Below are 21,805 nucleotides of genomic sequence, written 5' to 3'. Positions count from 1 at the left end.
GTCGAGCCGCTGGTGCGCACCGCGGGACGCCACTCGTTCCCCAGCTCGCACGCCTCGTCGGCGGTCGCCGCCGCGCTCGCGTACGGCGCGCTGCGCCCCGTCGGCGCCCGCCTCGTGCCGCCGCTCGCCGCCGCGATGTGCGTGTCCCGCATGGTCGTCGGCGTCCACTACCCGTCGGACATCGCGGCGGGCGCGGCCCTCGGCGCGTTCGCCGCGCGAGCGGGCAGAACCTGGATGGGAGGCCCCACCGATGGCTGAACGAGCCGCCATGGCCGAGCGAGCCGACACGGCCGCCGAACGCGCCGCCGTCCCGGAGCGGCGGGGGCCCCTGGGCCCCGGCTCCCCGAACCCCGGCCCCGGCTCCGTCCCGCTGGGCCTCCTGAAGACCGCCCGCCCCCGCCAATGGGTCAAGAACGTCCTGGTCATCGCCGCCCCCGCGGCCGCCGGCGAACTCTTCTCCCGGCACGCCCTCACCCAAGTCGCCCTCGTCTTCGCGCTGTTCACCGCCGCCGCGGCGGCCGTCTACCTCATCAACGACGCCCGCGACGCCGAGGCCGACCGCGCCCACCCCACCAAGTGCCGCCGCCCCGTCGCCGCCGGACAGGTCCCGGTGCCCGTCGCGTACGCCGCGGGCGGGCTGCTCGCCGCCCTCGCGCCCGCGGCCGCCGCGGCCCTGTGCACCCCGCTGACGGCGGTGCTGCTCGCCGCGTACGTCGTGATGCAGCTCGCGTACTGCGTCAGCCTCAAGCACGTCCTCGTCGTCGACCTCGCCGTCGTCACCACCGGATTCCTGATGCGGGCGATGATCGGCGGGATCGCGCTCGGCATCCCGCTCTCGCGCTGGTTCCTGATCACCACCGGGTTCGGGGCGCTGTTCATGGTGTCGGCCAAGCGGTACTCGGAGGCCGTGCAGATGACACAGGCCGCGGAGGACGCGGCGGCCGACGGGCGGCCCGAACGGCTCGGCGCCACCCGGGCGTTGCTCACCTCGTACACGACCGGCTATCTGCGTTTCGTGTGGCAGCTCGCGGCCGGGGTCGCCGTCCTCGCGTACTGCCTGTGGGCCATGGAGAGCGGCGGCATCGCGGGCACCGGTCTGCTGCCCTGGCGGCAGCTCTCCATGGTGGCCTTCATCCTCGCGATCCTGCGGTACGCCGTCTTCGCCGACCGCGGCACGGCGGGCGAGCCCGAGGACGTCGTGCTGCGCGACCGGGCGCTCGCGCTGATCGGCGTGGTGTGGCTCGCCATGTACGGGTTCGCGGTCGCGGACTGGTGAAGGGCGTGGGCGCGGGGCCGCGTTCCGTGACGCGGCGGCTGCGGGCCCTCGGGCCCGAGCTGACCGGCTTCGCCGTCGTCGGGCTGTGCGCGTACGCCGCCGACCTCGGGCTCTTCGTCTGGCTGCGCGGGCCCGTGGGCCTGGACCCGCTCACCGCCAAGGCGCTCTCCTTCGTGGCCGGCTGCACGGTGGCGTACACCGGGAACGCGCTCGGCACCTACCGCGGCGGTGCCTGCGAGGGCGTGTCGCGGCTGCGCCAGTACGGGATCTTCTTCGCCGTCAACGTCGCGGGCGCCCTCGTGCAACTGCTGTGCCTGGTGGTCTCGCACTACGGCCTCGGCCTCACCTCGCGGCGCGCGGACACGATTTCGGGAGCGGGAGTCGGCATGGCACTGGCCACTGTCCTGCGATTCTGGGGTACCCGGACCCTGGTATTCCGTTCTCGGAGTGCACTGGCCGGACAGGTGAGGCAGGCGAGACAGGTGACATGGACTGGTTGAAGAAGCTTCCCGGCATCGGGCCGCTCGTCGAGCGGCTGATGCGGACACACGCGTGGCACTCCTACGAACGCCTCGACCGCGTCCACTGGACCCGGCTCGCGGCCGCGATGACCTTCATCAGCTTCGTGGCGCTGTTCCCGCTGATCACCGTGGCCGCGGCGATCAGCGCGGCGACGCTCAGCGACAGTCAGGTGAAGCGCGTCGAGGACAAGCTCTCGGAGCAGGTGCCGGGGATCTCCGACCAGCTGGACCTGGAGTCGCTGATCGCCAACGCGGGCACGGTCGGCGTCGTCGCGGGCGCGCTGCTGCTGTTCACCGGGGTGGGCTGGGTCGGCTCGATGCGGGAGTGCCTGCGCGCGGTGTGGGAGCTGGAGGACACCGAGGAGAACCCGTTCCTGCGCAAACTCAAGGACGCCGGGGTGCTCGTCGGTCTCGGCGGCGCCGGGCTCGCCTCGCTGATCGCCTCCGCCGTGGCCTCGACGGCCGTCGGCTGGACCGCCGACCAGCTCGGCGTCGACCGGGACGGCGCGGGCGGCGTCCTGCTCCAGCTCGCCGCGTTCGCCATCGCCGTCCTCGCGGACTTCCTGCTCCTGCTGTACGTACTGACGCTGCTGCCGGGCGTACAGCCGCCCCGGCGGGCGCTCATGGTCGCCGCGCTGATCGGCGCGGCCGGGTTCGAGCTCCTGAAGGTGCTGCTCGGCAGCTATATGAAGGGCGTCGCCGCGAAGAGCATGTACGGCGCCTTCGGCGTGCCCGTGGCCCTGCTGCTGTGGATCAACTTCACCGCGAAGCTGCTGCTGTTCGCCGCGGCGTGGACGGCCACCCGCAGGGGCGGGGACACGGCGGAGACGGAACGTACCGACGACGAGACGGGCCCCGCCGCGGCGAAGGACGAGGCGGGCCCCGCCACCGCGAAGGAGCCCGCCAAGGCCGTCACGGGCGGCGGCGACGCACCAGGTCGGGCAGCGGCCAGCGGCGGTTGAGCAGGAACAGGCCGCCCGCGATCAGCGCGAGCACCCCGCCGGTGACGCCGAGCGCCACGCCCATGCCGCCGCCCGACCCGCCGTCGGACGCCTTCGCCGCGCCCTCGGTGCCGCCCGCCTGGCCCTTGCCCGGCGCGCCCTTGCCGGTGCCCGTGCTCGCGCCCTTCGGGGCGACCAGCTCACCGACCGGCTTCACCTTGTCGGCGGCCGCGAAGCCCCAGTCGAGCAGGCGGCCCGTTTCCTTGTAGACGGCCTGGTCCTCGCCGGAGTCCGGGTTCATGACCGTGACGAGCAGCACCTTGCCGTCGCGCTCGGCGACGCCGGTGAACGTCGTGCCCGCGTTGGTCGTCGAGCCGTTCTTGACGCCCGCGATGCCCTTGTACGGGTCCAGGCCCGGGGCGCCCGTGAGCAGCCGGTTGGTGTTCTGGATCTCGAAGGCCCCGCGCTTCGTCTTGCCCTTGTCCTTGCCCTTCTTGACCTTCTTCGTCTCCCCGGGGAACTTCGCGGTCGCCGTCGAGCAGTACTCGCGGAAGTCCTTCTTCTGCAGGCCGGAGCGGGCGAACAGGGTCAGGTCGTACGCGGACGACACCTGGCCCTTCTCGTCGTAGCCGTCGGGCGTGACCACGTGCGTGTCGAGGGCCTGGAGCTCCTCGGCGTGCGCCTGCATGTCCTTGACGGTCTGGCCGACGCCGCCGTTCATCGACGACAGGACGTGCACCGCGTCGTTGCCGGAGCGCAGGAAGACACCGAGCCACAGGTCGTGGACCGAGTACGTCTCGTTCTCCTTGACGCCGACCATGCTGCTGCCCGCGCCGACGCCCTCCAGGTCCTTCAGGTCCACCCGGTGCTTGGCCGTCTTCGGGAACTTCGGCAGCACCGTGTCGGCGAACAGCATCTTCAGGGTGGAGGCCGGGGCGAGCCGCCAGTGCGCGTTGTGCGCGGCGAGCACCTCGCCCGACTCGGCGTCCGACACCATCCACGACCGGGCCGACAGATCCTTCGGCAGCACCGGCGCGCCCGCCTTCAGGTCCACCTGGGTGCCCGGCTGGCCGAGTCGCGCGCCGCCGACCGTCGACATGGACGCGGGCGGCTTCGGCTTGTCCTTGTCCCCGGGGGCACCGGGCTTGTCGTCGGCGAGCGCGGGAGCGGCGGTGGACAGGGAGAGCAGTGTCGCCGTGGCGAGCAGCACGGCGGTCTTTTTCGAGACAGGCACGGACGCGAGCGTACGGGGCCGGGTCCGGCGCCCTTCCGCCGAGGTCACCTCCCGCGACCCGCCGCCCTGACCCCTCTCCCCACCCCGAAGGCCGTGTGCCAGTCCGGCTCGCGATACTGAGCTCATGAAGCTCAGCCGCCCCGTCTCCTGGTTCCTGCTCGCCTTCGGCGTGTGGAGCTGGTTCATCTGGATCACTTTCGTCAAGAACCTGTGGAAGGACGGCAGCGGGCTCGCCTTCAACGACGCGAACGAGCCGACCGGGTACTTCTGGGTGCACCTGACGCTCGCTGTTGTCTCCTTTGTCTTGGGGACGGTGGTTGGCACCATCGGGTTCCGTGGCGTGCGCGCACTGCGCCGAACGTCATAGCGGTGGGCATCCTCCTGGGCGTCCTCATCGGCGCCGCGGTGCTCGCCGCGTTCGGCGGGCTGCTCTGGTACGTGTGGCGACGTGTGATCCGCGACACGACGGAGCGCGGCTCACGTTGGCGGCGGGTGGGTACGGTCGCTTTCTTCGCGGGCCCGGTCTTGATGTTCGCCGCCCTGGCGGCCGAGCGAGCCGGAGCCCCCTTCTTCCTTCAGCAGCTCCTGGCGTGGCCGGGCTTCCTGTGGATGGCGTTCGCCCTGTACCTGTTGCTGGCGCTGCTGGTGGGGGAACTCGTACGCCTGGCATATAGAGCCCGTCCGGCGATTGAGGACGAGGCCCGAAGGGCCGATGAAGCGGGGGAAGGGGCGCAGCCCCAGGAGAGTGGCGACGTCACACGGCGCCTGTTCGTCGCGCGTACGGTAGCCGCGGGCGCAGCCACCGCCGCGGCGGCAACCGTGGGCTACGGAACGTACAACGTCCTACGCGGCCCCAAGATCAAGCGAGTAACCGTCCCCTTGGCCAAATTGCCGCGCGCCGCGCACGGCTTCCGCATCGCCGTGGTGAGCGACATCCACCTGGGCCCCGTCCTGGGCGAGAACTTCGCCCGCCGAGTGGTGGACACGATCAACTCCACGCAGCCCGACCTGATCGCGGTCGTGGGCGACCTGGTGGACGGCGACGTGGAGGACCTGGCCCCGGCGGCCCGCCCCCTCGCGGACCTGCGCGCAAAGCACGGCGCGTACTTCGTGACCGGCAACCACGAATACTTCTCCGGCGCCGAACAATGGGTCGAGCACGTGCGCGACCTGGGCCTCCACCCCCTGGAGAACGCCCGCACCGAGCTGCCGTACTTCGACCTGGCCGGAGTGAACGACGTACAGGGCGAGGGAGAAGGCGAGGGCCCGGACTTCGGCAAGGCGCTCGGCGACCGCGACCGGAGCCGCGCGTCGGTGCTGATGGCCCACCAGCCCGTGGTGATCCACGACGCGGTCAAGCACGGCGTGGACCTCCAGCTCTCCGGCCACACCCACGGCGGCCAGCTCTGGCCCAACAACTTCATCGCGGACCTCGCCAACCCGACCCTCGCGGGCCTGGAGCGCTACGGCGACACACAGTTGTACGTGACGCGCGGCGCCGGCGCGTGGGGGCCGCCGGTACGCGTCGGCGCCCCGTCCGACATCACGGTCGTGGAACTGGCGTCACGGCACGCGTGAGCGGCGGCTCCGTGGGGCGTGGCGGCGCGGCCGGGCGCGGCGGGGCGGGCGTCCGGGGCAGGGTGACCAGGACCGTCAGGCCCTTGCCGGGGGCCGTGCGGACCGCGACCTCACCGCCGTGGGACGCCACCACCCCCTGCACGATCGCCATCCCGAGCCCGCTGCCCGCGCCCCGGCCCGCCCGGAAGAACCGGTCGAACACCCGCGCGGCGTCCGCGGCCGCCATCCCCGGGCCCTGGTCCGCCACGGTCAGGTGCACCACCCCGTCGCACCGGTCGAGGCCGAGCCGGACCGGCGTGTCGACGGTCGTGTGCGTACGCACGTTGGCCAGCAGGTTCGCGAGCACCTTGCGCAGCCCCTGCTCGTCCGCCTGGACGAGGACCGAGCCGTCGGCGCGCACCGTCAGCGGCCGGTCCGGCTCCTGCGCGCGCAGGTCGTCCGCGGCGTCCCGCACCACCCGGCCCAGGTCGACCGAGCGGAACCGCAGTTCGGGCTGCTGGTCCAGGCGGGCCAGGGTGAGCAGCTCCGCCACCAGGTGGTTCATGCGGTCGGTCTCGGAGTTGACGCGGTCCCAGGCGCGCGTGCGGTCCTCCGGATCGGTGAGCATCCCCTTGTCGTACAGCTGGAGATAGCCGCGGATCGCCGACAGCGGGGTGCGCAGCTCGTGCGAGGCGTCCGCGACGAACTGGCGGAGCTGGGCCTCGCTGCGCTCACGGGTGGCGAAGGCCGTCTCGACCTGCTGGAGCATGGAGTTGAGGGCCAGCCGGAGCTGTTCCGTCTCCATCACCGCGCCGGGGTGGGCCGGTACGCGCCGCTTCAGGTCGCCGTCGGCGATCGCGGACGCCGTCTCCACCATGTCCTCCAGGGGCCGCAGCCGCTGGTGCGCGGCGATCATCGTGAGCACCGCGAGCAGCCCGAGCAGCACGGCGCCGAAGGCGAGGTCGAGCTTGAGGGCCCGCGCGATGCCCGACTGGACGTTCTCCGTCGACGCCGCCATGACCATCACCGAGCCGTCGTCGAGCTCCGCCCCGATGGCGCGGTACGCGTCGCCGCCCAGCGTCACCTCCCGCATCGAGCCGGAGCGCGCGAACTTCAGCGGGTCGCCCGTGGCCGTGGCGAGCGCGCGCTGACGCGCCGTCGGCGGCAGCGGACCGAGTTCGGCCAGTTTCCCGTCGCGGTCGAACACGACGAACGTCGACTCCGGGGGCGGCAGCCCCTTGGCTTTCGCGGAGCTGGGCACGAGGCCGTCGAGCGAGCTGAGCCCGGTGAGGTACTGCAGCTGGTCGAGCGTGATGCCGCTCTGCTGCATCGCGGTGCGCGACCCGGTCAGCCCGGAGTTGACGTTGTCGAGCAGATAGTGCCGCATGCCCATCAGGCTCACGGCGGTCGCGGCCACGATGCCGAGGGCGAGCAGCGCCACGTTCACCAGCGTGAGTTTGGCGCGCAGCGAGTTCGTGCCGAGCCGCCCGCGCCGCCCGGGTCCGCGGAGCCTCATGCCAGCCCGTACCCGACGCCGCGCCGCGTCGTGATCAGCGGCGGCCCCACCTGGTCGAGCTTGCGCCGCAGATAGCTGATGTAGGTCTCGACGACGGTCGACTCCGCCGTGTGCTCGATGTTCCACACATGGCGAAGGAGCTGTTCCTTGGGCACCACCCGGCCGCCGTTGCGGACCAGGAAGCGCAGCAGCGCGTACTCGGTCGGGGTGAGCTGCACCGAGCCGCCCGCGCGCCGCACCACGTACGTCGTCTCGTCCAGCTCCAGATCGCCGTACCGCAGCGGTGGTCGCTGCGGCAGCACGTCGAGGGGGCGCACCCGGCGGAGCACCGCGCCGATGCGGGCGACGACCTCGTCGATGTTGAACGGCTTGGTGATGTAGTCGTCGCCGAAGCCGAGCGCGCCCACGACCTCCGCGGGCGCGTCCCGGGCGGTGAGGAAGACCAGGCCCAACTCGGGCTGGCGCGCCCGCAGTTCACGCCCCAGCGCGCGGCCGTCGCCGTCCGGGAGCATCACGTCGAGCAGCGCGCAGTCCGGCCGGGTGTGCTCGACCGCCGCGAGTGCCTCGCGGACCGTGCCCGCCGTCATCACGTCGAAGCGGTGGAAACGCAGGGCGATGGTGAGGACGTCGGCGATGCTCGGCTCGTCCTCGACGACCAGGACGGTCGCGCCGCCCCGCGCCGCGTCGCCGGGACCGGCCGGACCGGCCTCCGCGTCGGGTGCTCCCCGGGTGCCTTCGGCGTGGCTCATGCCCCCAGTATCCGTACGCGCGTCGGGTGAACGGACGGCCCTCGCTTTGGAGTTCCTTGAGAATCGCTTCCTTAACGCGCCGTTGGCGTGCCGGATCCCTGATGCTGGGCGGGAACCGGCTTCGGCGGCATTCGGCGGCATTCGGCGGGAAGGGGCGTGCGGCGTGGCGGCATGGGCGCGGTGGTGTCATCGGCACCGTCTTGTGGTCCTCGTGCTCTGGCTGGGCGCCCTCCTCGGCCTGGCGGCTGCGGGCGGCAGCGCGGGTACCGCCTACTCCGCTGTTCTCTCCCTGCCCGGCACCGACTCCGCGCGCGCCCACGACCTGCTGGCCGAGGCGTTTCCGGAGCGCGCCGGTGACACCGACACCGTGGTGTGGCGGACCGGCCCGGGCTCCTCGGTCCGCGACGCCTCCGTACGCGACCGGATCGAGCCCGCGCTCCAGGAGATCGCCGCCCTGGACGGCGTCGGCGACGTGGCGAGCCCGTACGCGCCGGGCCGGGCCGCCGCCGCCCAGGTCGGCGCGGACGGGCGGACCGCCTACGCGCGGGTCACCTTCGTACGCCAGGCGGCCGAGATCCCCGAGGATCTGATCGAGAAGGTCGTCGGCACCGCCCGCGCCGCCGAACGGGACGGGCTCCAGGTCGAGTTGGGCGGTCAGGCGGTCGCGCGCACCGAGGAGCCGCCCGCGGGCGGCTCCGAGGCCGTCGGCATCGCGGCCGCCGCCGTCGTGCTGCTCCTCGCCCTCGGCTCGCTGTTCGCGATGCTCCTGCCGATCGTCACAGCGGTGTTCGCGGTCGGCACCGGCACGCTCGCCACGATGCTGCTCAGCCACGTCACGGACGTGCCCGAAGCGGCGCCGCTGCTCGGCGCGTCGATCGGCCTCTGCGTCGGCATCGACTACGCGCTGTTCATCGTCACCCGGCACCGGCGGGGCATTCTGCGCGGCCTGGATCCGGGGGAGTCGGCGGTGCAGGCCCTCGACACCGCCGGGCGCGCGGTGCTGCTCGCGGGCGGCGCGGTGTGCGTCGCGCTCGCCGGGATGTTCGTGATGGACCTGCGCTTCCTCGACGGCGTGGTGATCGCGGCGGCCCTGACGGTGGGGCTCGGCGTCCTCGCCGCGATCACGCTGCTGCCCGCCCTCCTCGGCTTCCTCGGCATGCGGGTGCTCAGCCGCCGCCTGCGCCGCCTGCTCGCCGCGTCCGGGCCCGAACCGGAGGAGCCGGGCGGTCTCGCGGCGCGCTGGGCGGGGTTCGTGGAGCGGCGCCCGCGCACCGTCGCGGTCCTCGCCGTCGCCGTCGTGGCCGCGCTCGCGATCCCGCTGCTCTCGCTGCGCCTCGGCGCCGCCGACCAGGGCGGCCACCAGGAGTCGACGACGACCCGGCAGGCCCACGACCTGCTCGCGGAGGGCTTCGGCCCCGGCTTCAACGGGCCCCTCCAGGTCGTCGTCGACCGGCCGGGCCCGGCGGACACCGCGGGGCTCGTGGAGCGGATCCGGGACACCGAGGGCGTCGCCCGCGCCGCGGCGGCCCCGCCGTCGGCCGCGACGGCCACCACTGGCACGACTGTCATCGAGGTCGTGCCCACCACCTCGCCGGGGTCCCGGGAGACGGACCGGCTCATCGACCGGCTGCGCGGCGACGTCCTGCCGCAGGCGGGCGCCGACGCCCATGTGGGCGGCGTGACGGCCGACTTCAAGGACTTCGCGGCGGCCACCTCGGACCGGCTTCCGTACTTCGCGGGCGCCGTCGTCGCCCTCGGCTTCCTGCTGCTCCTGGCCGCCTTCCGCTCGCTTTTGGTGCCCCTAGTGGCGGCCCTGGTGAACCTGGTCGCGGCGGCCGTGGCGTTCGGGGTGCTCGCCGCGGTGCTCCAGTGGGGCCGGGGCACGGAGGTCCTCGGGCTGGGCACGGAGATCCTCGGCCTCGGCACGGAGGGGGCCGTCGCGGCCTTCCTGCCCGTCGTCGTGCTGTCGATGCTCTTCGCCCTGTCGACGGACCACCAGGTGTTCCTGGTGAGCCGCGTGCACGAGGAGTGGGTGCACACCTGCGACAACGCCCGCGCCGTCCGCGTCGGCCTCGCCGAGACCGGCCGCGTCATCAACTGCGCGGCCCTCTTCATGATCTGCCTGTGCGCGGTGTTCGCGCTCGGCGGTGACCTGGAGGGCGCGGCGGCGGGCATCGGCCTGGCCGCGGCCGTCGCCCTCGACGCCTTCATCCTGCGCACGGCCCTCGTCCCGGCCGTGATGCGCCTCCTCGGCCGCGCCAACTGGTGGCTCCCGGCCCGTCTTGAGCGGCGGCTGCCGCACCTCGCCGCACCTCGCCGTCGAGCCGAAGGCAGCCGAGCCACCGGCCCCGGAGGACCTCGAAGTCCTGGTCGCGGCCGCCCTGGGAACCCCCCGCCCGCCGATCCCCCCCGGCTCGGCGGGCGGGTGCACCGCGCCGCCGGGGGTCTGCGCGGTCAATCCGTACGAGGCCGCGCACGCGTACGACACGGGGGACGCCACCCCCGACACCACCGGGGACCGGGCCAAGGCGCTGCCCGCGTACAACGCATACGACGCGTACGACGCCTACGACCTGTACGACGCCTATGACCTGTACGGCACGCACGACGCGTACCGCACGCCCGACGAGTACTACGCGCGCGACGTGTACGAGACCCACGACGTGTACGACACGCGCGACGTATATGGCACCCACGACGTGTACGACACGCGCGACGTATATGGCACGCACACCCCGGCGACCCCCTACGGACCCCGCGCCCCCGGACAGCACGCGGACCCCGGCGCCGAAGGGCCCGGGAGCTCCGGCCCGCTCGCCCCCGCGGTGCACGGCTTCATCGTCACGCCGGACGGCGCCCCCATCCACAGCGTGAGCCTCATGCTGTTGTCCCGGGGCGGCCGCCGACTGGACCGCGTCTCGTCCCTGGCCGACGGCTCCTACCTGCTCACGGCCCCCGCCCCGGGCGTGTACCTGCTCGCGGCGACCGCCCCCGGCTACGCCTCCAGGGCCCGTCACATCATGCTGGGCGACGGGCCGCTGACGTACGACCTGGAGCTGGTGGAGGCGGTGGGCGGCGGGGTGAGCGCCGTGCCCTGACCCGGAACCCGACCTGGCCGCGGGCGGAGCTGCACCCGCCCGCCGGCCTCACGGCCGGAACGCCCGCACGCCGACGATCACCCGAGCCCACGGGGCGGCGAGCGAGACGACCGGCACAGCGGTGGCCGCCCTTCCACAGGGGCGGCCACCGCTGTTCGCGCAGTGCCGCCTGCCCGGGTCGGGCCCACCACCGTCCTCCCGCCGCTCCCGCTGCGCCTCCCCGGTCAACTGCGCCCGCAGCCGCCGCAGTCCGCGGTGCAGGGCCATCCGGACGGCGCCGGGCCGCTTGCCGAGGACACCGGCGGCGGACCGGCTGTCCATGCCGACCAGCACGCCGAGGTAGACGGCCCGGCCCTGGTCCGGCGGCAGCGCGGCGACCAGCTCCACGGTGTCGTCGGTGGACAGCGCCTCCAGGACCTCCTCGGCGGTGTCGCGGGCGGCCGGCACGTCGAGCGCGTCGCCGTCGGCCAGGCTCAGCCGGGGGCGGCTCATGCGGCGCCGGACGTGGTCGCGGGCGCGGTTGCGGGCGATGGCGGCGGCCCAGCGGCGGAAGTCGCTCCCGTCACCGGTGAACCGCCCCAGATCGCGGGCGATCTGCAGCCATGCCTCGGAGGCCACGTCCTCCGACTCGTCCCCGACGATGGCGCGTACGCGGCCGAGCAGCCCCGGGTGCACCCACCGGTACACCAGCGCGAAGGCGGCCTCGTCCCCTTCCCTGGCGGCGGCGAGCGCGCGCGTCAGTTCCGCGTCGCCGATCCTGCTCCGTCCTCCTCGGTCCCCGGAGCCCCCGCGGCCACGTCTGTGATCCGCTCGTCCCCGGCCCCCACGCTGCTGGTCCCCACCACCCGCGCCCACGCGCTCCTCTTAACCCCCGCTGACACTGCGCACCGTGCCCGTGCCCCCATGTGTGTCTTGTCCGGCCCGTGCCCGAGCGTTCGCGCGGCCCCTACCGGCGGGCGGGTTCCGGCTCCGCGCCGGGCTCCGCGGCGGCGTGCCGCCCCGGCAGCGTCAGGTAGAAGGTCTGCAGTGACTCCGCGGCGCCGACCTCGTACCGGTTGACGACCTTCCCCAGCGGGCTCCACACCCGCCCGTCCGGCATCCGCACGCCGACGGCCTGCCCGAAGAACTCCCGCTGGCTGGCGTCGAAGTCGATCCACGTGGCCCCGGCGCGGCGGACGAGCACCTCCCCGACGTACACCCCGAACCCGAACAGCGCCTCCGCGACCTCGGCCCGCTCCCGCCCGCTCTTGCGCAGCCCGTCGATCACGAAGTCCACGACGCGCAGGCTCCGTACGGAGAAATCCAGCGGCAATCGGTTGCGCTCCGTCACACGCGCGACGAATCTTCGCGCGTACCCCCGCACCTCGTCCGCTCTCGGTGCTCTCGTCCCCTCACCGGCGACGCTCTCCATGTGCTCCCCACCCCTTCGGCTCCCGCCCCACCCTGTACGAGAGCACCGAACGCACTCTCCGCTTAACAAGCGCAACCAGGATCCCAGCCGTCACGGCTGCCGCCGGTGTCGCTTCTCACACGCTCAACTCGCCCTTCCCGTACAACCTTTCGTCCTGATCGTCCGTCCGTGAACCGCTGCCGATCGCTCGCCGGCCGGTCGCGATATGCCCGGTTTTCACCGGGCGTGGTGACGGGCCTCCGGCCTGTTGTATAACCGCCGCGCTCACAGGATTCATGCCGGTCGTGGACGTGCGAGGGGGAATCGAGGAGTGGGGAGTCCCGAGCTTTCGGAGCCGGTGGTCGAGCTGACCGAGGAGGAGAAGGCGCAACTGGTGGGGGAGGTGCCGGGTCGCCGGGTGGTGGCGACGGGGGCCGTGCTGCTCCTGATCTGCGCGGCCTTCGTCGGCCGCGGGATATTCGGGGACGGGAACGCCGGCAACGGCGGTGACGATGCCTCGCCGGAGGACATCGCGCGGGGGCGGGCGCCCGTCGCCGCCGTCACCTACGAGATCACCGGGCGGGGCAGCGCCGACATCTCGTATCTCGCGCGGAGCGAGCGCCCCGACGGCGGCGCGCGGCCCGCTGTCGAGGCGGACGTGCGACTGCCCTGGCGCAAGACGGTGTTCGTGCCGGCCGGGGAGCGGCCCGTGGTGAGCGTCCGGCTCGGCGAGCGGGGCGGGCAGGCCCGCTGCGCCCTCGCCGTGGGCGGGAAACACCGCCACCGGGACGCGGCGACGGGGGCGTTCGGACGGGCCACGTGCAGCGCGGGGGTGGCGGGGCGGGCGCGGTGAGGGCGGCCCGGGAGCTCAACCCCGGGCCAGCTCCGGCCTCTTGGAGTAGTCCGTGAAGCCGACGACGTTCCCCCACGGGTCGGTGATCTCCACGGTCCAGCCCGTCGCCCCGGAGAACGGCTCCGTGAGGGCGGGGATGCCGGCCGCCGCGAGGGCGCGGGCCTTGGCGCGGGCGTCCCGCACCTCCAGCCAGAAGCGCGGGGCGGGCCACGGCGGCGTCCGCCGGCCGATGCCGTCCTCGACGCGCAGCAGCACGCCAGGGGTCTCGGCGCCCGCCTTCAGGATGGCGAGACCGGCCTCGTCGAGGCGGTACGTGACCGGGAACCCGGCACGCTCGTAGAAGCCGACGGCCTCGTCCAGGTCGCCGACCGGGAACAGGGCGTTGTCGATGCCGAGCAGCTCGGTCTCGGCGGTGCGGAACGACTGATTGTCTGACATAACGTCAGAATACGGGTCGGGTCCGGCATAGCCGCCGCGTCAATGCCGTACGGCGCGTTTCCCGCCGTGAACCCTGGTACTCGACCGGCCCCACCGACGTACGGAGGACCCCCGATGCAGGACACCCAGGACCTCACCGCTCTCGCCGAGGAGCATCTGAACCGGGCGCGCACCGCCGCCCACGGCCGCAGCGCCCACCTGATCGTCCACGACGACGCCCTGCGCCAGAGCGTGATCGCGCTGACCGGAGGGTCCGCGCTGGACGAGCACACCACGCCGCGGGCGGCGAGCCTGCAGGTGCTGCGGGGGAAGGTCCGCCTCACCACCGAGTCCGGCGCCGACAGCGTGCTCGCCGCGGGCCAGCTGTGCGCGGTGCCGCAGGAGCGGCATGGGCTGCTGGGTCTGGAGGACTCGGTGGTGCTGCTGACGGCGGTGACGGAGACGGGGTGAGTGGGCGACCCCCGTATCGGCCTGAACGGCCTCGTCCTGGGCGGAGCCCCAGTTTCGGGAAGGGGCGGGGTTGGGGAGCCTCCGGCAGGACCACCAGCCCGCGCCCAGGCGAACCCCACCCACACCAGCCCCCACACCGCCACCGCCACCCACAGCAGGACGCGCCCCAGCGTCCGCAGCCACGGCACATCCGTCACCACGCCCGTCGACAGCGCGGCCACGGCCGTCATGCCGAGGGGGAACACGGTGGCCCACCGCCGCACGTCGTAGTGGAACCGCGGCCGGTACGCCTCCGCGGCGGCGAGCACCGCGTACCAGGCGAGCGCGAAGCCGAGCAGGACGTAGGTGAGGTTCCGCAGGAACTCGTGCCCGGTGCCGGTCCACAGCGGGGAAGCCGTCAGCTTGGAGGCGGCCAGCGCGGAGATGGCGAGGGCACCACCCGCGACCCACTGGTCCCCGGCCCCCGCCCACACCTGCCGGAAGTCGAAGCGCAGCAGCGCGTCGGCGTACAGCAGCAGTCCGAGCGCGAAGAGGGCGAGCCCCGCGTCGCCCAGCCACTCGCCCTCGCCCGCGAAGTACAGCGTGGCCGCCAGGATGGAGAGCCCCTGCGTCGCCACGCACACCAGGAACACACCGCCGGGCATGCCCCGCTGCCAGTGCCGTACGACGGCGAGCAGGAGGACCGGCCACACCAGGACCGCGATCACCAGGAGCGTGATCGCGAGCCACTGCCGGCCGAGGAGCGAGAAGCGGGTGCCGAGGACCGTCGTCGCGGCCACCGCCGTCAGCGCGGGCGGCGTGATCGCCGCGGCCGTCCAGCGCGCCCGGTCCCGGGCCAGCAGGTCGGCGAAGTCCGCCGCGAGCACCACCCACAGCAGCGCCGCGACCGCCAGCAGGATCTCCGACAGCACGTCGTGGCCGGTCAGGAACAGGCCGACGGAGAGGATGCCGGTGGCCATCACGCAGGCCCCCGCCGCCGGGGTCACCTCGTCGCGCCACGTACGCCACTGTGGGATCACAAGGCCATGACATCCCGGGGACGCCGCCGCCACCACTTGGTCTAGGCCGAGCTGCGGACCCGCCCGCCCCGGCTTGGGATGGAGCGTGTGACCGCCCCCACCGAACCGGACGCCCCCACCGAACCGGACGCCCCCGTGGAGCCGGACGCCCTCCTCCTGCGCAGCGCCCGCTTCCTGCGCCGCGGCGAGGCGGCCCCCGACCTGCACAGCGTCCACATCGAGGGCGGCCGCGAGGGCGACGCCTTCTACCGGGACCGGTGGAGCCACGACAAGGTCGTGCACTCCACGCACGGCGTGAACTGCACCGGCTCCTGCCGCTGGAAGGTGTACGTCAAGGACGGCATCATCACCTGGGAGACGCAGGCCACCGACTATCCGTCGACGGGCCCCGACCGCCCCGAGTACGAGCCCCGCGGCTGCCCCCGAGGCGCCGCCTTCTCCTGGTACACGTACTCCCCGACCCGCGTCCGCTACCCGTACGTCAGAGGCGTACTGCTCGATCTCTACCGGGAGGCCAAGCAGCGCCTCGGAGGCGATCCCGTGCTCGCCTGGGCCGACCTCCAGGGCGACCCCGGGCGGCGCCGCGCCTACCAGCAGGCGCGCGGCAAGGGCGGCCTGGTGCGGGCGAGTTGGGACGAGGCCGTCGAGATCATCGCGGCGGCCCACGTGCACACCATCAAGACGTACGGCCCCGACCGGGTCGCGGGCTTCTCGCCCATCCCCGCCATGTCGATGGTGTCGCACGCGGCCGGCGCCCGCTTCATGTCGCTGATCGGCGCGCCCATGCTGTCGTTCTACGACTGGTACGCGGACCTGCCGGTCGCCTCGCCCCAGGTGTTCGGCGACCAGACGGACGTGCCGGAGTCCGGGGACTGGTGGGACGCGGCGTATCTGATCATGTGGGGCTCGAACGTTCCGGTGACGCGGACGCCCGACGCGCACTGGATGGCCGAGGCGCGCTACCGGGGCCAGAAGGTCGTGGTCGTCGCCCCCGACTACGCCGACAACGCCAAGTTCGCCGACGAGTGGCTGCACCCGCACCCCGGAACCGATGGCGCGCTCGCCCTCGGCATGGGGCATGTGATCCTCAGGGAGTGCTTCGTCGAGCGGCGCGTCCCGTTCTTCGACGACTACGTACGCCGCTTCACCGATCTCCCCTTCCTGGTCACCCTGACCGAGCGCGACGGCGCGTACGTACCGGGCAAGTTCCTGCGCGCCTCCGACCTGGGCGACACCGGCGAGGGCGCCGAGTGGAAGACCGTCGTCCTGGACGAGGGCAGCGGGCAGCCCGTCGTCCCGGGCGGCTCGCTCGGCTTCCGGTGGACCGAGTCCGGCAAGGGGAAGTGGAACCTGGACCTGGGGGACACCGAGCCGCGGCTCTCGCTGTACGAGGAGGACGCGCGCGGCGTGGAGGTGCTGCTTCCGCGCTTCGACACCGAGGGCGGTGCGCACGGGCAGGGGCGCGGCGAGGTGCTGCGGCGCGGGGTGCCCGCGATCCGGCTGGCGGGGCCCGGAAGTCCGCTGGTCACCACCGTCTTCGATCTGCTGCTCGCGCAGTACGGCGTCGGCCGCGAGGGGCTCGTGGGGGACTGGCCGTCCTCGTACGACGACGCGTCCGCGCCCGGCACGCCCGCCTGGCAGGAGGCGCACACCTCCGTCCCGGCCGCCAAGTGCGCGCGGATTGCAAGGGAGTTCGCGGCGACCGCCGAGAAGTCGCAGGGCCGCTGCATGATCCTGATGGGGGCAGGCACCAATCACTGGTTCCACTCCGAGACCATCTACCGGGCCTTCCTCGCGCTGCTCCAGCTCACCGGCTGCCAGGGCCGCAACGGCGGCGGCTGGGCGCACTACGTCGGCCAGGAGAAGTGCCGCCCCGTCACCGGCTGGGCCACGCTCGCGGGCGCGGGCGACTGGTCGCGGCCGCCCCGGCAGATGATCGGCGCCGCGTACTGGTTCCTGAACACCGACCAGTGGCGGTACGACACCTTCGGCGCCGACGTGCTCGCCTCACCGCTGGGCGAGGGCCGGTTCGCGGGCATGGCGGCCGCGGACTGCCTGGCGCAGGCGACCCGGGCGGGCTGGATGCCGTCGTACCCGACGTTCGACCGCAATCCGCTGGAGCTGGGGGAGGGGGAGGACCCCGTCGGGTCGGCGGTGGACCAACTGCGCGCCGGGGAGCTGAAGTTCGCCTGCGAGGACCCCGACGCGCCGGAGAACTGGCCGCGCGTCCTGACCCTGTGGCGCGCCAATCTGCTCGGCTCGTCCGCGAAGGGCGCCGAGTACTTCACCAAGCACCTCCTCGGCACCCACTCCTCCCTGCGCGCCGACGAGGCACCGCCCGAGGCGCGCCCGCGCGACGTGACCTGGCACGAGCAGGCCCCGGAGGGAAAGCTGGACCTGCTGCTCTCGCTGGACTTCCGGATGACGTCCTCGACCCTGCTGTCCGACATCACGCTGCCCGCCGCCACCTGGTACGAGAAACACGACCTGTCGACCACCGACATGCACCCCTTCGTGCACGCCTTCACCCCGGCCGTCGACCCGCCCTGGCAGTCCCGCACCGACTTCGACGCGTTCCGCGCGATCGCCGACCGGCTCAGCGAACTGGCCGTCGGCCACCTGGGCACCCGCAAGGACCTGGTCGCCACCGCCCTCCAGCACGACACCCCCGGCGAGACCGCGCAGCCCGGCGGTCTCGCCCTGGACTGGCGGCGCGGCGAGTGCGAGCCCGTGCCGGGAAAGACCATGCCCGCCCTGACCGTCGTCGAGCGGGACTACACCGCGATCGGCGCCAAGTTCGCGGCCCTCGGCCCGCTGGTGGAGAAGCTCGGCCTGCCCGCGAAGGGCATCGCGCTGCGCCCCGACGACGAGGTCGAGACCCTGCGCGCGCTCAACGGCGTCGTACGCGAAGGCCCCGCCGCGGGCCGTCCCCGCCTGGACACCGCCGTGAAGGCCGCCAACACCATCCTCGCCCTGTCCGGCACCACCAACGGCCGCCTCGCCACCCAGGGCTTCCGCACCCTCGAAGCCCGCACCGGCCAGGAGATGGCGCACCTCGCCGCCGAACACGAGGGCAAGCGCGTCTCGTACGCGGACACGCAGGCCGCCCCCGTCCCCGTGATCACCTCGCCGGAGTGGTCGGGCAGCGAGTCAGGCGGCCGCCGCTACACCGCCTTCACCCTCAACACCGAGCACCTCAAGCCCTGGCACACCCTCACCGGCCGCCAGCACTTCTTCCTCGACCACGACTGGATCCACGAGGTGGGCGAGGCGCTGCCCGTGTACCGGCCGCCCCTCGACATGCACCGCCTGTTCGGCGAGCCGAGGCTCGGGGCGGACGGGGAGCGGGAGGTGACGGTCCGTTACCTCACCCCGCACAACAAGTGGTCCATCCATTCCGAGTACCAGGACAACCTCTTCATGCTGTCCCTGTCGCGCGGCGGCCAGGTCATCTGGATGTCCCCGGACGACGCGGCGGCCATCGGCGTACGGGACAACGACTGGATCGAGGCCGTCAACCGCAACGGCGTGGTGGCCGCGCGCGCCGTCGTCTCGCACCGCATGCCGTCCGGCACGGTCTACATGCACCACGCGCAGGAACGCACCGTCAACGTCCCCAAGACGGAGACGACCGGCCGCCGCGGCGGCATCCACAACTCCCTGACCCGCCTGCTGCTCAAGCCGTCCCACCTCATCGGCGGCTACGCCCAGCTCACCTGGGCCTTCAACTACCTGGGCCCCACGGGCAACCAGCGCGACGAGGTCACGGTGATCCGGCGCAGGACCGAGCAGGAGGTGACGTACTAGCCATGCGGGTACTCGCACAGATCGCGATGGTCATGAACCTCGACAAGTGCATCGGCTGCCACACCTGCTCGGTCACCTGCAAGCAGACCTGGACCAACCGCTCCGGCATGGAGTACGTCTGGTTCAACAACGTCGAGACCCGGCCGGGCCAGGGCTACCCGCGCCGCTACGAGGACCAGGAGAAGTGGCGCGGCGGCTGGGAGCTGAACCGGCGCGGCGCCCTGAAGCTGAAGTCCGGCGGCCGCTTCCGCAGCCTCGCGACGATCTTCTCCAACCCCGTCCTGCCCGGCATCAAGGACTACTACGAGCCCTGGACGTACGAGTACAAGAACCTCACCGACGCCCCCCTCGGCGACGACTACCCGGTCGCGGAGCCCCGCTCCCTGCTCACCGGCAAGCCGATGAAGATCGAGTGGAGCTCCAACTGGGACGACAACCTCGGCGGCGGCCCTGCGGGCGTCGAGGCCGACCCGATGGTGGCCAAGGCCCAGGCGCGGGAGACCGCCGACCGGGCCGCGGTGCAGGTCAAGGCCGCGTTCGAGCAGACCTTCATGTTCTATCTGCCGCGCATCTGCGAGCACTGCCTGAACCCGGCGTGCGTGGCGTCCTGCCCGTCCGGGGCGATGTACAAGCGGACGGAGGACGGCATCGTCCTGGTCGACCAGGACCGCTGCCGGGGCTGGCGCAAATGCGTGACCGGCTGCCCGTACAAGAAGGTCTACTTCAACCACCGCACCGGCAAGGCCGAGAAGTGCACGCTCTGCTACCCGCGTCTGGAGGTGGGCCTGCCGACGGTCTGCTCCGAGACCTGCGTCGGCCGGCTGCGGTATCTGGGTGTGGTCCTGTACGACGCCGACAAGGTCACGCGGGCCGCCGCCACCCCCGACGAGAAGGACCTGTACGAGGCCCAGTTGGGCGTCTTCCTCGACCCCGCCGACCCCGAGGTGCGGCGCGCCGCCGAGCGCGACGGCGTCCCGTACGACTGGATCGAGGCGGCCCGCGGCTCGCCCGTGTACGCGCTGATCAGCACCTACCGGGTGGCCCTGCCCCTGCACCCGGAGTACCGCACCCTGCCGATGGTCTGGTACGTCCCGCCGCTGTCCCCGGTCGTCGAGGCGCTCACCGGGACCGGGCACGACGGCGAGGACGCGGGCAACCTCTTCGGCGCCATCGACACCCTGCGGATCCCCCTGGAGTACCTGGCCGAGCTGTTCACGGCCGGGGACGTGGGGCCGGTGCGGGCCGCCCTGGAACGCCTCGCGGCGATGCGGTCGTACATGCGGGGCGTCAACCTCGGCGATCCGGCCGACCGGTCGGTCCCGGCGCGCGTCGGCATGACTCCGGACGGCATCGAGGACATGTACCGGCTCCTGGCCCTCGCCAAGTACGAGGAGCGCTATGTGATCCCGACGGCCGCGCTCGGGGACGCCCGGCGCCTGGAGGAGTCGGCGGTGCCCGACGGCTGCGGCCTGGACGCGCCGGGCGGGCCCGGCATGCTCCCGCCGGAACCGCCGCCCGGAGCGGGCCCGTTCGGGGACGACTCGGGCACGTACGAGGGGCTGCCCCTCGTCACCATCGAGAACTTCCACGCGTCGCGCCGCCGCCAGACGGCCGACGACATCGCCGCCCGACCGGAGGAGGACCTGTGACGGACCTCGCCGTGCTCTACCAAGGCGCCGCGCACTGCCTGTGCTACCCCGACTCCCAGGTCCGCGAACGGCTGCCCCTGGTGCGGGCGGCGGTGCCCGAACTGCACCCGTTCCTGGACGAGTTCGCGTGCTGGTCCCCGATCGCGGCGGCCGAGCACTACGTCCGCGTCTTCGACTTCAAGAACCGCCACAGCCTGTACCTGAGCTGGTGGCTGGACGGCGACACCCGCCGCCGGGGCGCGTCCCTCGTCGCGTTCAAGGAGACCTACCGCGCCTACGGCCTCTCCGTCACCGGCGAGGAACTCCCCGACTACCTCCCGGCCGTCCTGGAGTTCACCGCCCGCACCGGCAACCGGGACCTCCTGACCGCCCACCGCGCCGGCCTGGAACTCGTGCGCCTGGCTCTCACCGACGACGGCACGCCCTACGCCCTGATCCTGGACGCGGTCTGCGCGACCCTGCCGGGCCCCTCGCCCAAGGACAGGATGGAGGCGCGGGCCCTGGCCCGCTCGGGCCCGCCCACGGAAAGCGTAGGACTCGACTGATGGACACCTTCCTGTGGGGAGTACTGCCGTACGTCGCCCTGGTCCTGCTGATCGCGGGCACCCTCTGGCGCTATCGCTACGACAAGTTCGGCTGGACCACCCGCTCCTCCCAGATCTACGAGTCCCGCCTCCTCAACCTCGCGTCCCCCGCCTTCCACTACGGCATCCTCTTCGTCCTCGTCGGCCACCTGATGGGCCTGTTCGTCCCGGAGTCCTGGACGAACGCGGTCGGCCTCAAGGAGCGCGCCTACCACCTGCTGTCCCTGTACGGCGGCACGGCGGCGGGCGTCCTCGCGGTGGCGGGCATCGCCCTGCTCCTCTACCGCCGCCGCACGAACACCCCCGTCTTCCGCGCCACCACCCGCAACGACAAGCTCATGTACGCGGTGCTGCTCGCCGCCGTCGTCATGGGCATGTGGGCCAAGCTGACGAACTCCTCCCCGAGCTCGGGCTACGACTACCGCGAAACGATCGCCCCCTGGGCCCGGAGCGTCTTCACCCTCCGGCCGGACATCGCCGCGATGGAGGGCGTCCCCCTGACCTACCGCATCCACGCGGTCGTCGGCCTGGCCCTGATCGCCCTGGTCCCCTTCACCCGCCTCGTCCATATGTTCAGCGCGCCGGTGCAGTACCTGTTCCGGCCGTATGTGGTGTACCGGAGCCGGGGAGCGGGGGAGTTGGGGACGCGGCGGGAGAAGCGGGGCTGGGAGAAGGTGGACTCGTAACTCGTCCCCCCCCCGGAGCACACACATGGGCCCCGCT

20 protein-coding genes and 1 pseudogene are annotated in these 21,805 nt (G+C 72.9%); 14 read left to right on the top strand and 7 right to left on the bottom strand.

From position 1 onward, the window contains the following. From STRAU_RS08295 to STRAU_RS08280, 4 genes are all read left to right on the top strand, one after another. On the top strand, nt 1-258 hold a 258-nt coding region (locus tag STRAU_RS08295), incomplete at its 5' end, for a phosphatase PAP2 family protein (protein ID WP_037658163.1). Continuing rightward, nucleotides 251-1,276 carry a decaprenyl-phosphate phosphoribosyltransferase gene (locus STRAU_RS08290; RefSeq protein ID WP_259299857.1) on the top strand — a complete coding sequence of 342 codons (1,026 nt, stop codon included), beginning with the start codon at nt 251-253 and terminating at the stop codon, nt 1,274-1,276. The genes STRAU_RS08295 and STRAU_RS08290, both read left to right, overlap by 8 nt. Further along, complete coding sequence (locus STRAU_RS08285) at nt 1,273-1,776, top strand: GtrA family protein (RefSeq protein ID WP_016639816.1); 504 nt, start codon at nt 1,273-1,275, stop codon at nt 1,774-1,776. Before STRAU_RS08290 ends, STRAU_RS08285 begins: the two co-directional genes overlap by 4 nt. Then, on the top strand, nt 1,764-2,759 hold the full coding sequence (locus STRAU_RS08280; protein ID WP_037658161.1) for a YihY/virulence factor BrkB family protein: 996 nt from the start codon (nt 1,764-1,766) through the stop codon (nt 2,757-2,759). Before STRAU_RS08285 ends, STRAU_RS08280 begins: the two co-directional genes overlap by 13 nt. Here STRAU_RS08280 and STRAU_RS08275 read toward each other — a convergent pair. Then, complete coding sequence (locus STRAU_RS08275) at nt 2,710-3,972, bottom strand: D-alanyl-D-alanine carboxypeptidase family protein (protein ID WP_037658184.1); 1,263 nt, start codon at nt 3,970-3,972, stop codon at nt 2,710-2,712. The two genes, STRAU_RS08280 and STRAU_RS08275, sit on opposite strands and share 50 nt — an antisense overlap. A gap of 124 nt (nt 3,973-4,096) precedes the next feature. On the opposite strand from STRAU_RS08275, the gene STRAU_RS43490 reads away from it, so the two are divergent. After that, on the top strand, nt 4,097-4,339 hold the full coding sequence (locus STRAU_RS43490; protein ID WP_016639813.1) for an SCO4848 family membrane protein: 243 nt from the start codon (nt 4,097-4,099) through the stop codon (nt 4,337-4,339). Between the two features lie 2 nt (nt 4,340-4,341). Further along, nucleotides 4,342-5,550 (top strand): metallophosphoesterase, encoded by a 1,209-nt coding sequence (locus tag STRAU_RS08265; protein WP_016639812.1) that lies wholly within the window; start codon nt 4,342-4,344, stop codon nt 5,548-5,550. Here STRAU_RS08265 and STRAU_RS08260 read toward each other — a convergent pair. Beyond that, a complete protein-coding gene (locus STRAU_RS08260; protein WP_016639811.1) occupies nt 5,516-7,045 on the bottom strand; it encodes a sensor histidine kinase in 1,530 nt (509 codons plus the stop codon). The genes STRAU_RS08265 and STRAU_RS08260 overlap by 35 nt on opposite strands. Further along, on the bottom strand, nt 7,042-7,794 hold the full coding sequence (locus tag STRAU_RS08255) for a response regulator transcription factor (RefSeq protein ID WP_016639810.1): 753 nt from the start codon (nt 7,792-7,794) through the stop codon (nt 7,042-7,044). The genes STRAU_RS08260 and STRAU_RS08255 overlap by 4 nt, the downstream gene beginning before the upstream one ends. Before the next feature lie 202 nt (nt 7,795-7,996). On the opposite strand from STRAU_RS08255, the gene STRAU_RS08250 reads away from it, so the two are divergent. Both STRAU_RS08250 and STRAU_RS42890 read left to right on the top strand, forming a co-directional pair. Further along, a complete protein-coding gene (locus STRAU_RS08250; RefSeq protein WP_016639809.1) occupies nt 7,997-10,384 on the top strand; it encodes an MMPL family transporter in 2,388 nt (795 codons plus the stop codon). Between the two features lie 55 nt (nt 10,385-10,439). After that, the gene (locus STRAU_RS42890; protein WP_016639808.1) at nt 10,440-10,892 is read left to right on the top strand and encodes a carboxypeptidase-like regulatory domain-containing protein; all 453 of its coding nucleotides are present in this window, start codon (nt 10,440-10,442) and stop codon (nt 10,890-10,892) included. 48 nt (nt 10,893-10,940) lie between these two features. Here STRAU_RS42890 and STRAU_RS08240 read toward each other — a convergent pair whose 3' ends face one another. Together STRAU_RS08240 and STRAU_RS08235 are read right to left on the bottom strand one after the other, a co-directional pair. Continuing rightward, nucleotides 10,941-11,648 (bottom strand): RNA polymerase sigma factor, encoded by a 708-nt coding sequence (locus STRAU_RS08240; protein ID WP_162473217.1) that lies wholly within the window; start codon nt 11,646-11,648, stop codon nt 10,941-10,943. Between the two features lie 190 nt (nt 11,649-11,838). Continuing rightward, the gene (locus tag STRAU_RS08235) at nt 11,839-12,303 is read right to left on the bottom strand and encodes a hypothetical protein (protein ID WP_052028996.1); all 465 of its coding nucleotides are present in this window, start codon (nt 12,301-12,303) and stop codon (nt 11,839-11,841) included. Between the two features lie 310 nt (nt 12,304-12,613). On the opposite strand from STRAU_RS08235, the gene STRAU_RS43485 reads away from it, so the two are divergent. Beyond that, nucleotides 12,614-13,135: a hypothetical protein gene (locus STRAU_RS43485; RefSeq protein ID WP_037658159.1), complete on the top strand. Its 522-nt coding sequence runs from the start codon at nt 12,614-12,616 to the stop codon at nt 13,133-13,135. A 15-nt stretch (nt 13,136-13,150) separates the two neighbouring features. On the opposite strand, the gene STRAU_RS08225 is transcribed toward STRAU_RS43485, so the two are convergent. Further along, nucleotides 13,151-13,573: a VOC family protein gene (locus tag STRAU_RS08225; RefSeq protein WP_037658157.1), complete on the bottom strand. Its 423-nt coding sequence runs from the start codon at nt 13,571-13,573 to the stop codon at nt 13,151-13,153. 114 nt (nt 13,574-13,687) lie between these two features. Here STRAU_RS08225 and STRAU_RS08220 point away from each other — a divergent pair, with 114 nt between their 5' ends. Beyond that, nucleotides 13,688-14,023 carry a cupin domain-containing protein gene (locus STRAU_RS08220; RefSeq protein WP_037658155.1) on the top strand — a complete coding sequence of 112 codons (336 nt, stop codon included), beginning with the start codon at nt 13,688-13,690 and terminating at the stop codon, nt 14,021-14,023. Between the two features lie 173 nt (nt 14,024-14,196). Here the strand turns inward: STRAU_RS08220 and STRAU_RS40015 are convergent. Then, nucleotides 14,197-14,982, bottom strand: a pseudogene (locus STRAU_RS40015) (tellurite resistance/C4-dicarboxylate transporter family protein); the annotation flags it as partial. Between the two features lie 138 nt (nt 14,983-15,120). Between STRAU_RS40015 and STRAU_RS08210 the strand changes: the two are divergent. The 4 genes from STRAU_RS08210 to narI are packed head-to-tail and all read left to right on the top strand — an operon-like array spanning nt 15,121 to nt 21,768. Then, nucleotides 15,121-18,849: a nitrate reductase subunit alpha gene (locus STRAU_RS08210; protein WP_016639801.1), complete on the top strand. Its 3,729-nt coding sequence runs from the start codon at nt 15,121-15,123 to the stop codon at nt 18,847-18,849. 2 nt (nt 18,850-18,851) lie between these two features. After that, the gene (narH, locus tag STRAU_RS08205) at nt 18,852-20,498 is read left to right on the top strand and encodes a nitrate reductase subunit beta (RefSeq protein WP_016639802.1); all 1,647 of its coding nucleotides are present in this window, start codon (nt 18,852-18,854) and stop codon (nt 20,496-20,498) included. After that, the gene (gene narJ / locus STRAU_RS08200) at nt 20,495-21,043 is read left to right on the top strand and encodes a nitrate reductase molybdenum cofactor assembly chaperone (RefSeq protein ID WP_016639800.1); all 549 of its coding nucleotides are present in this window, start codon (nt 20,495-20,497) and stop codon (nt 21,041-21,043) included. Before narH ends, narJ begins: the two co-directional genes overlap by 4 nt. Then, nucleotides 21,043-21,768 (top strand): respiratory nitrate reductase subunit gamma, encoded by a 726-nt coding sequence (gene narI, locus STRAU_RS08195; protein WP_016639799.1) that lies wholly within the window; start codon nt 21,043-21,045, stop codon nt 21,766-21,768. Before narJ ends, narI begins: the two co-directional genes overlap by 1 nt. Nucleotides 21,769-21,805: the final 37 nt, after the last annotated feature.

This window comes from Streptomyces aurantiacus JA 4570, assembly GCF_000414115.1.
In the GTDB taxonomy this organism is placed as follows: Bacteria; Actinomycetota; Actinomycetes; order Streptomycetales; family Streptomycetaceae; genus Streptomyces; species Streptomyces aurantiacus_A.
This window is presented reverse-complemented; position numbering and strand designations above follow the sequence as displayed.

What these genes read in the sequence shown, in the direction of transcription:
- STRAU_RS08220 (WP_037658155.1), top strand. Translation starts at nt 13,688, where the DNA reads ATGCAGGACACCCAGGACCTCACCGCTCTCGCCGAGGAGCATCTGAAC.
- STRAU_RS08225 (WP_037658157.1), bottom strand. Translation starts at nt 13,573, where the DNA reads ATGTCAGACAATCAGTCGTTCCGCACCGCCGAGACCGAGCTGCTCGGC.
- STRAU_RS08255 (WP_016639810.1), bottom strand. Translation starts at nt 7,794, where the DNA reads ATGAGCCACGCCGAAGGCACCCGGGGAGCACCCGACGCGGAGGCCGGT.
- narH (WP_016639802.1), top strand. Translation starts at nt 18,852, where the DNA reads ATGCGGGTACTCGCACAGATCGCGATGGTCATGAACCTCGACAAGTGC.
- narI (WP_016639799.1), top strand. Translation starts at nt 21,043, where the DNA reads ATGGACACCTTCCTGTGGGGAGTACTGCCGTACGTCGCCCTGGTCCTG.
- STRAU_RS08260 (WP_016639811.1), bottom strand. Translation starts at nt 7,045, where the DNA reads ATGAGGCTCCGCGGACCCGGGCGGCGCGGGCGGCTCGGCACGAACTCG.
- STRAU_RS08280 (WP_037658161.1), top strand. Translation starts at nt 1,764, where the DNA reads ATGGACTGGTTGAAGAAGCTTCCCGGCATCGGGCCGCTCGTCGAGCGG.
- STRAU_RS08235 (WP_052028996.1), bottom strand. Translation starts at nt 12,303, where the DNA reads ATGGAGAGCGTCGCCGGTGAGGGGACGAGAGCACCGAGAGCGGACGAG.
- STRAU_RS08210 (WP_016639801.1), top strand. Translation starts at nt 15,121, where the DNA reads ATGGAGCGTGTGACCGCCCCCACCGAACCGGACGCCCCCACCGAACCG.
- STRAU_RS43490 (WP_016639813.1), top strand. Translation starts at nt 4,097, where the DNA reads ATGAAGCTCAGCCGCCCCGTCTCCTGGTTCCTGCTCGCCTTCGGCGTG.
- STRAU_RS08290 (WP_259299857.1), top strand. Translation starts at nt 251, where the DNA reads ATGGCTGAACGAGCCGCCATGGCCGAGCGAGCCGACACGGCCGCCGAA.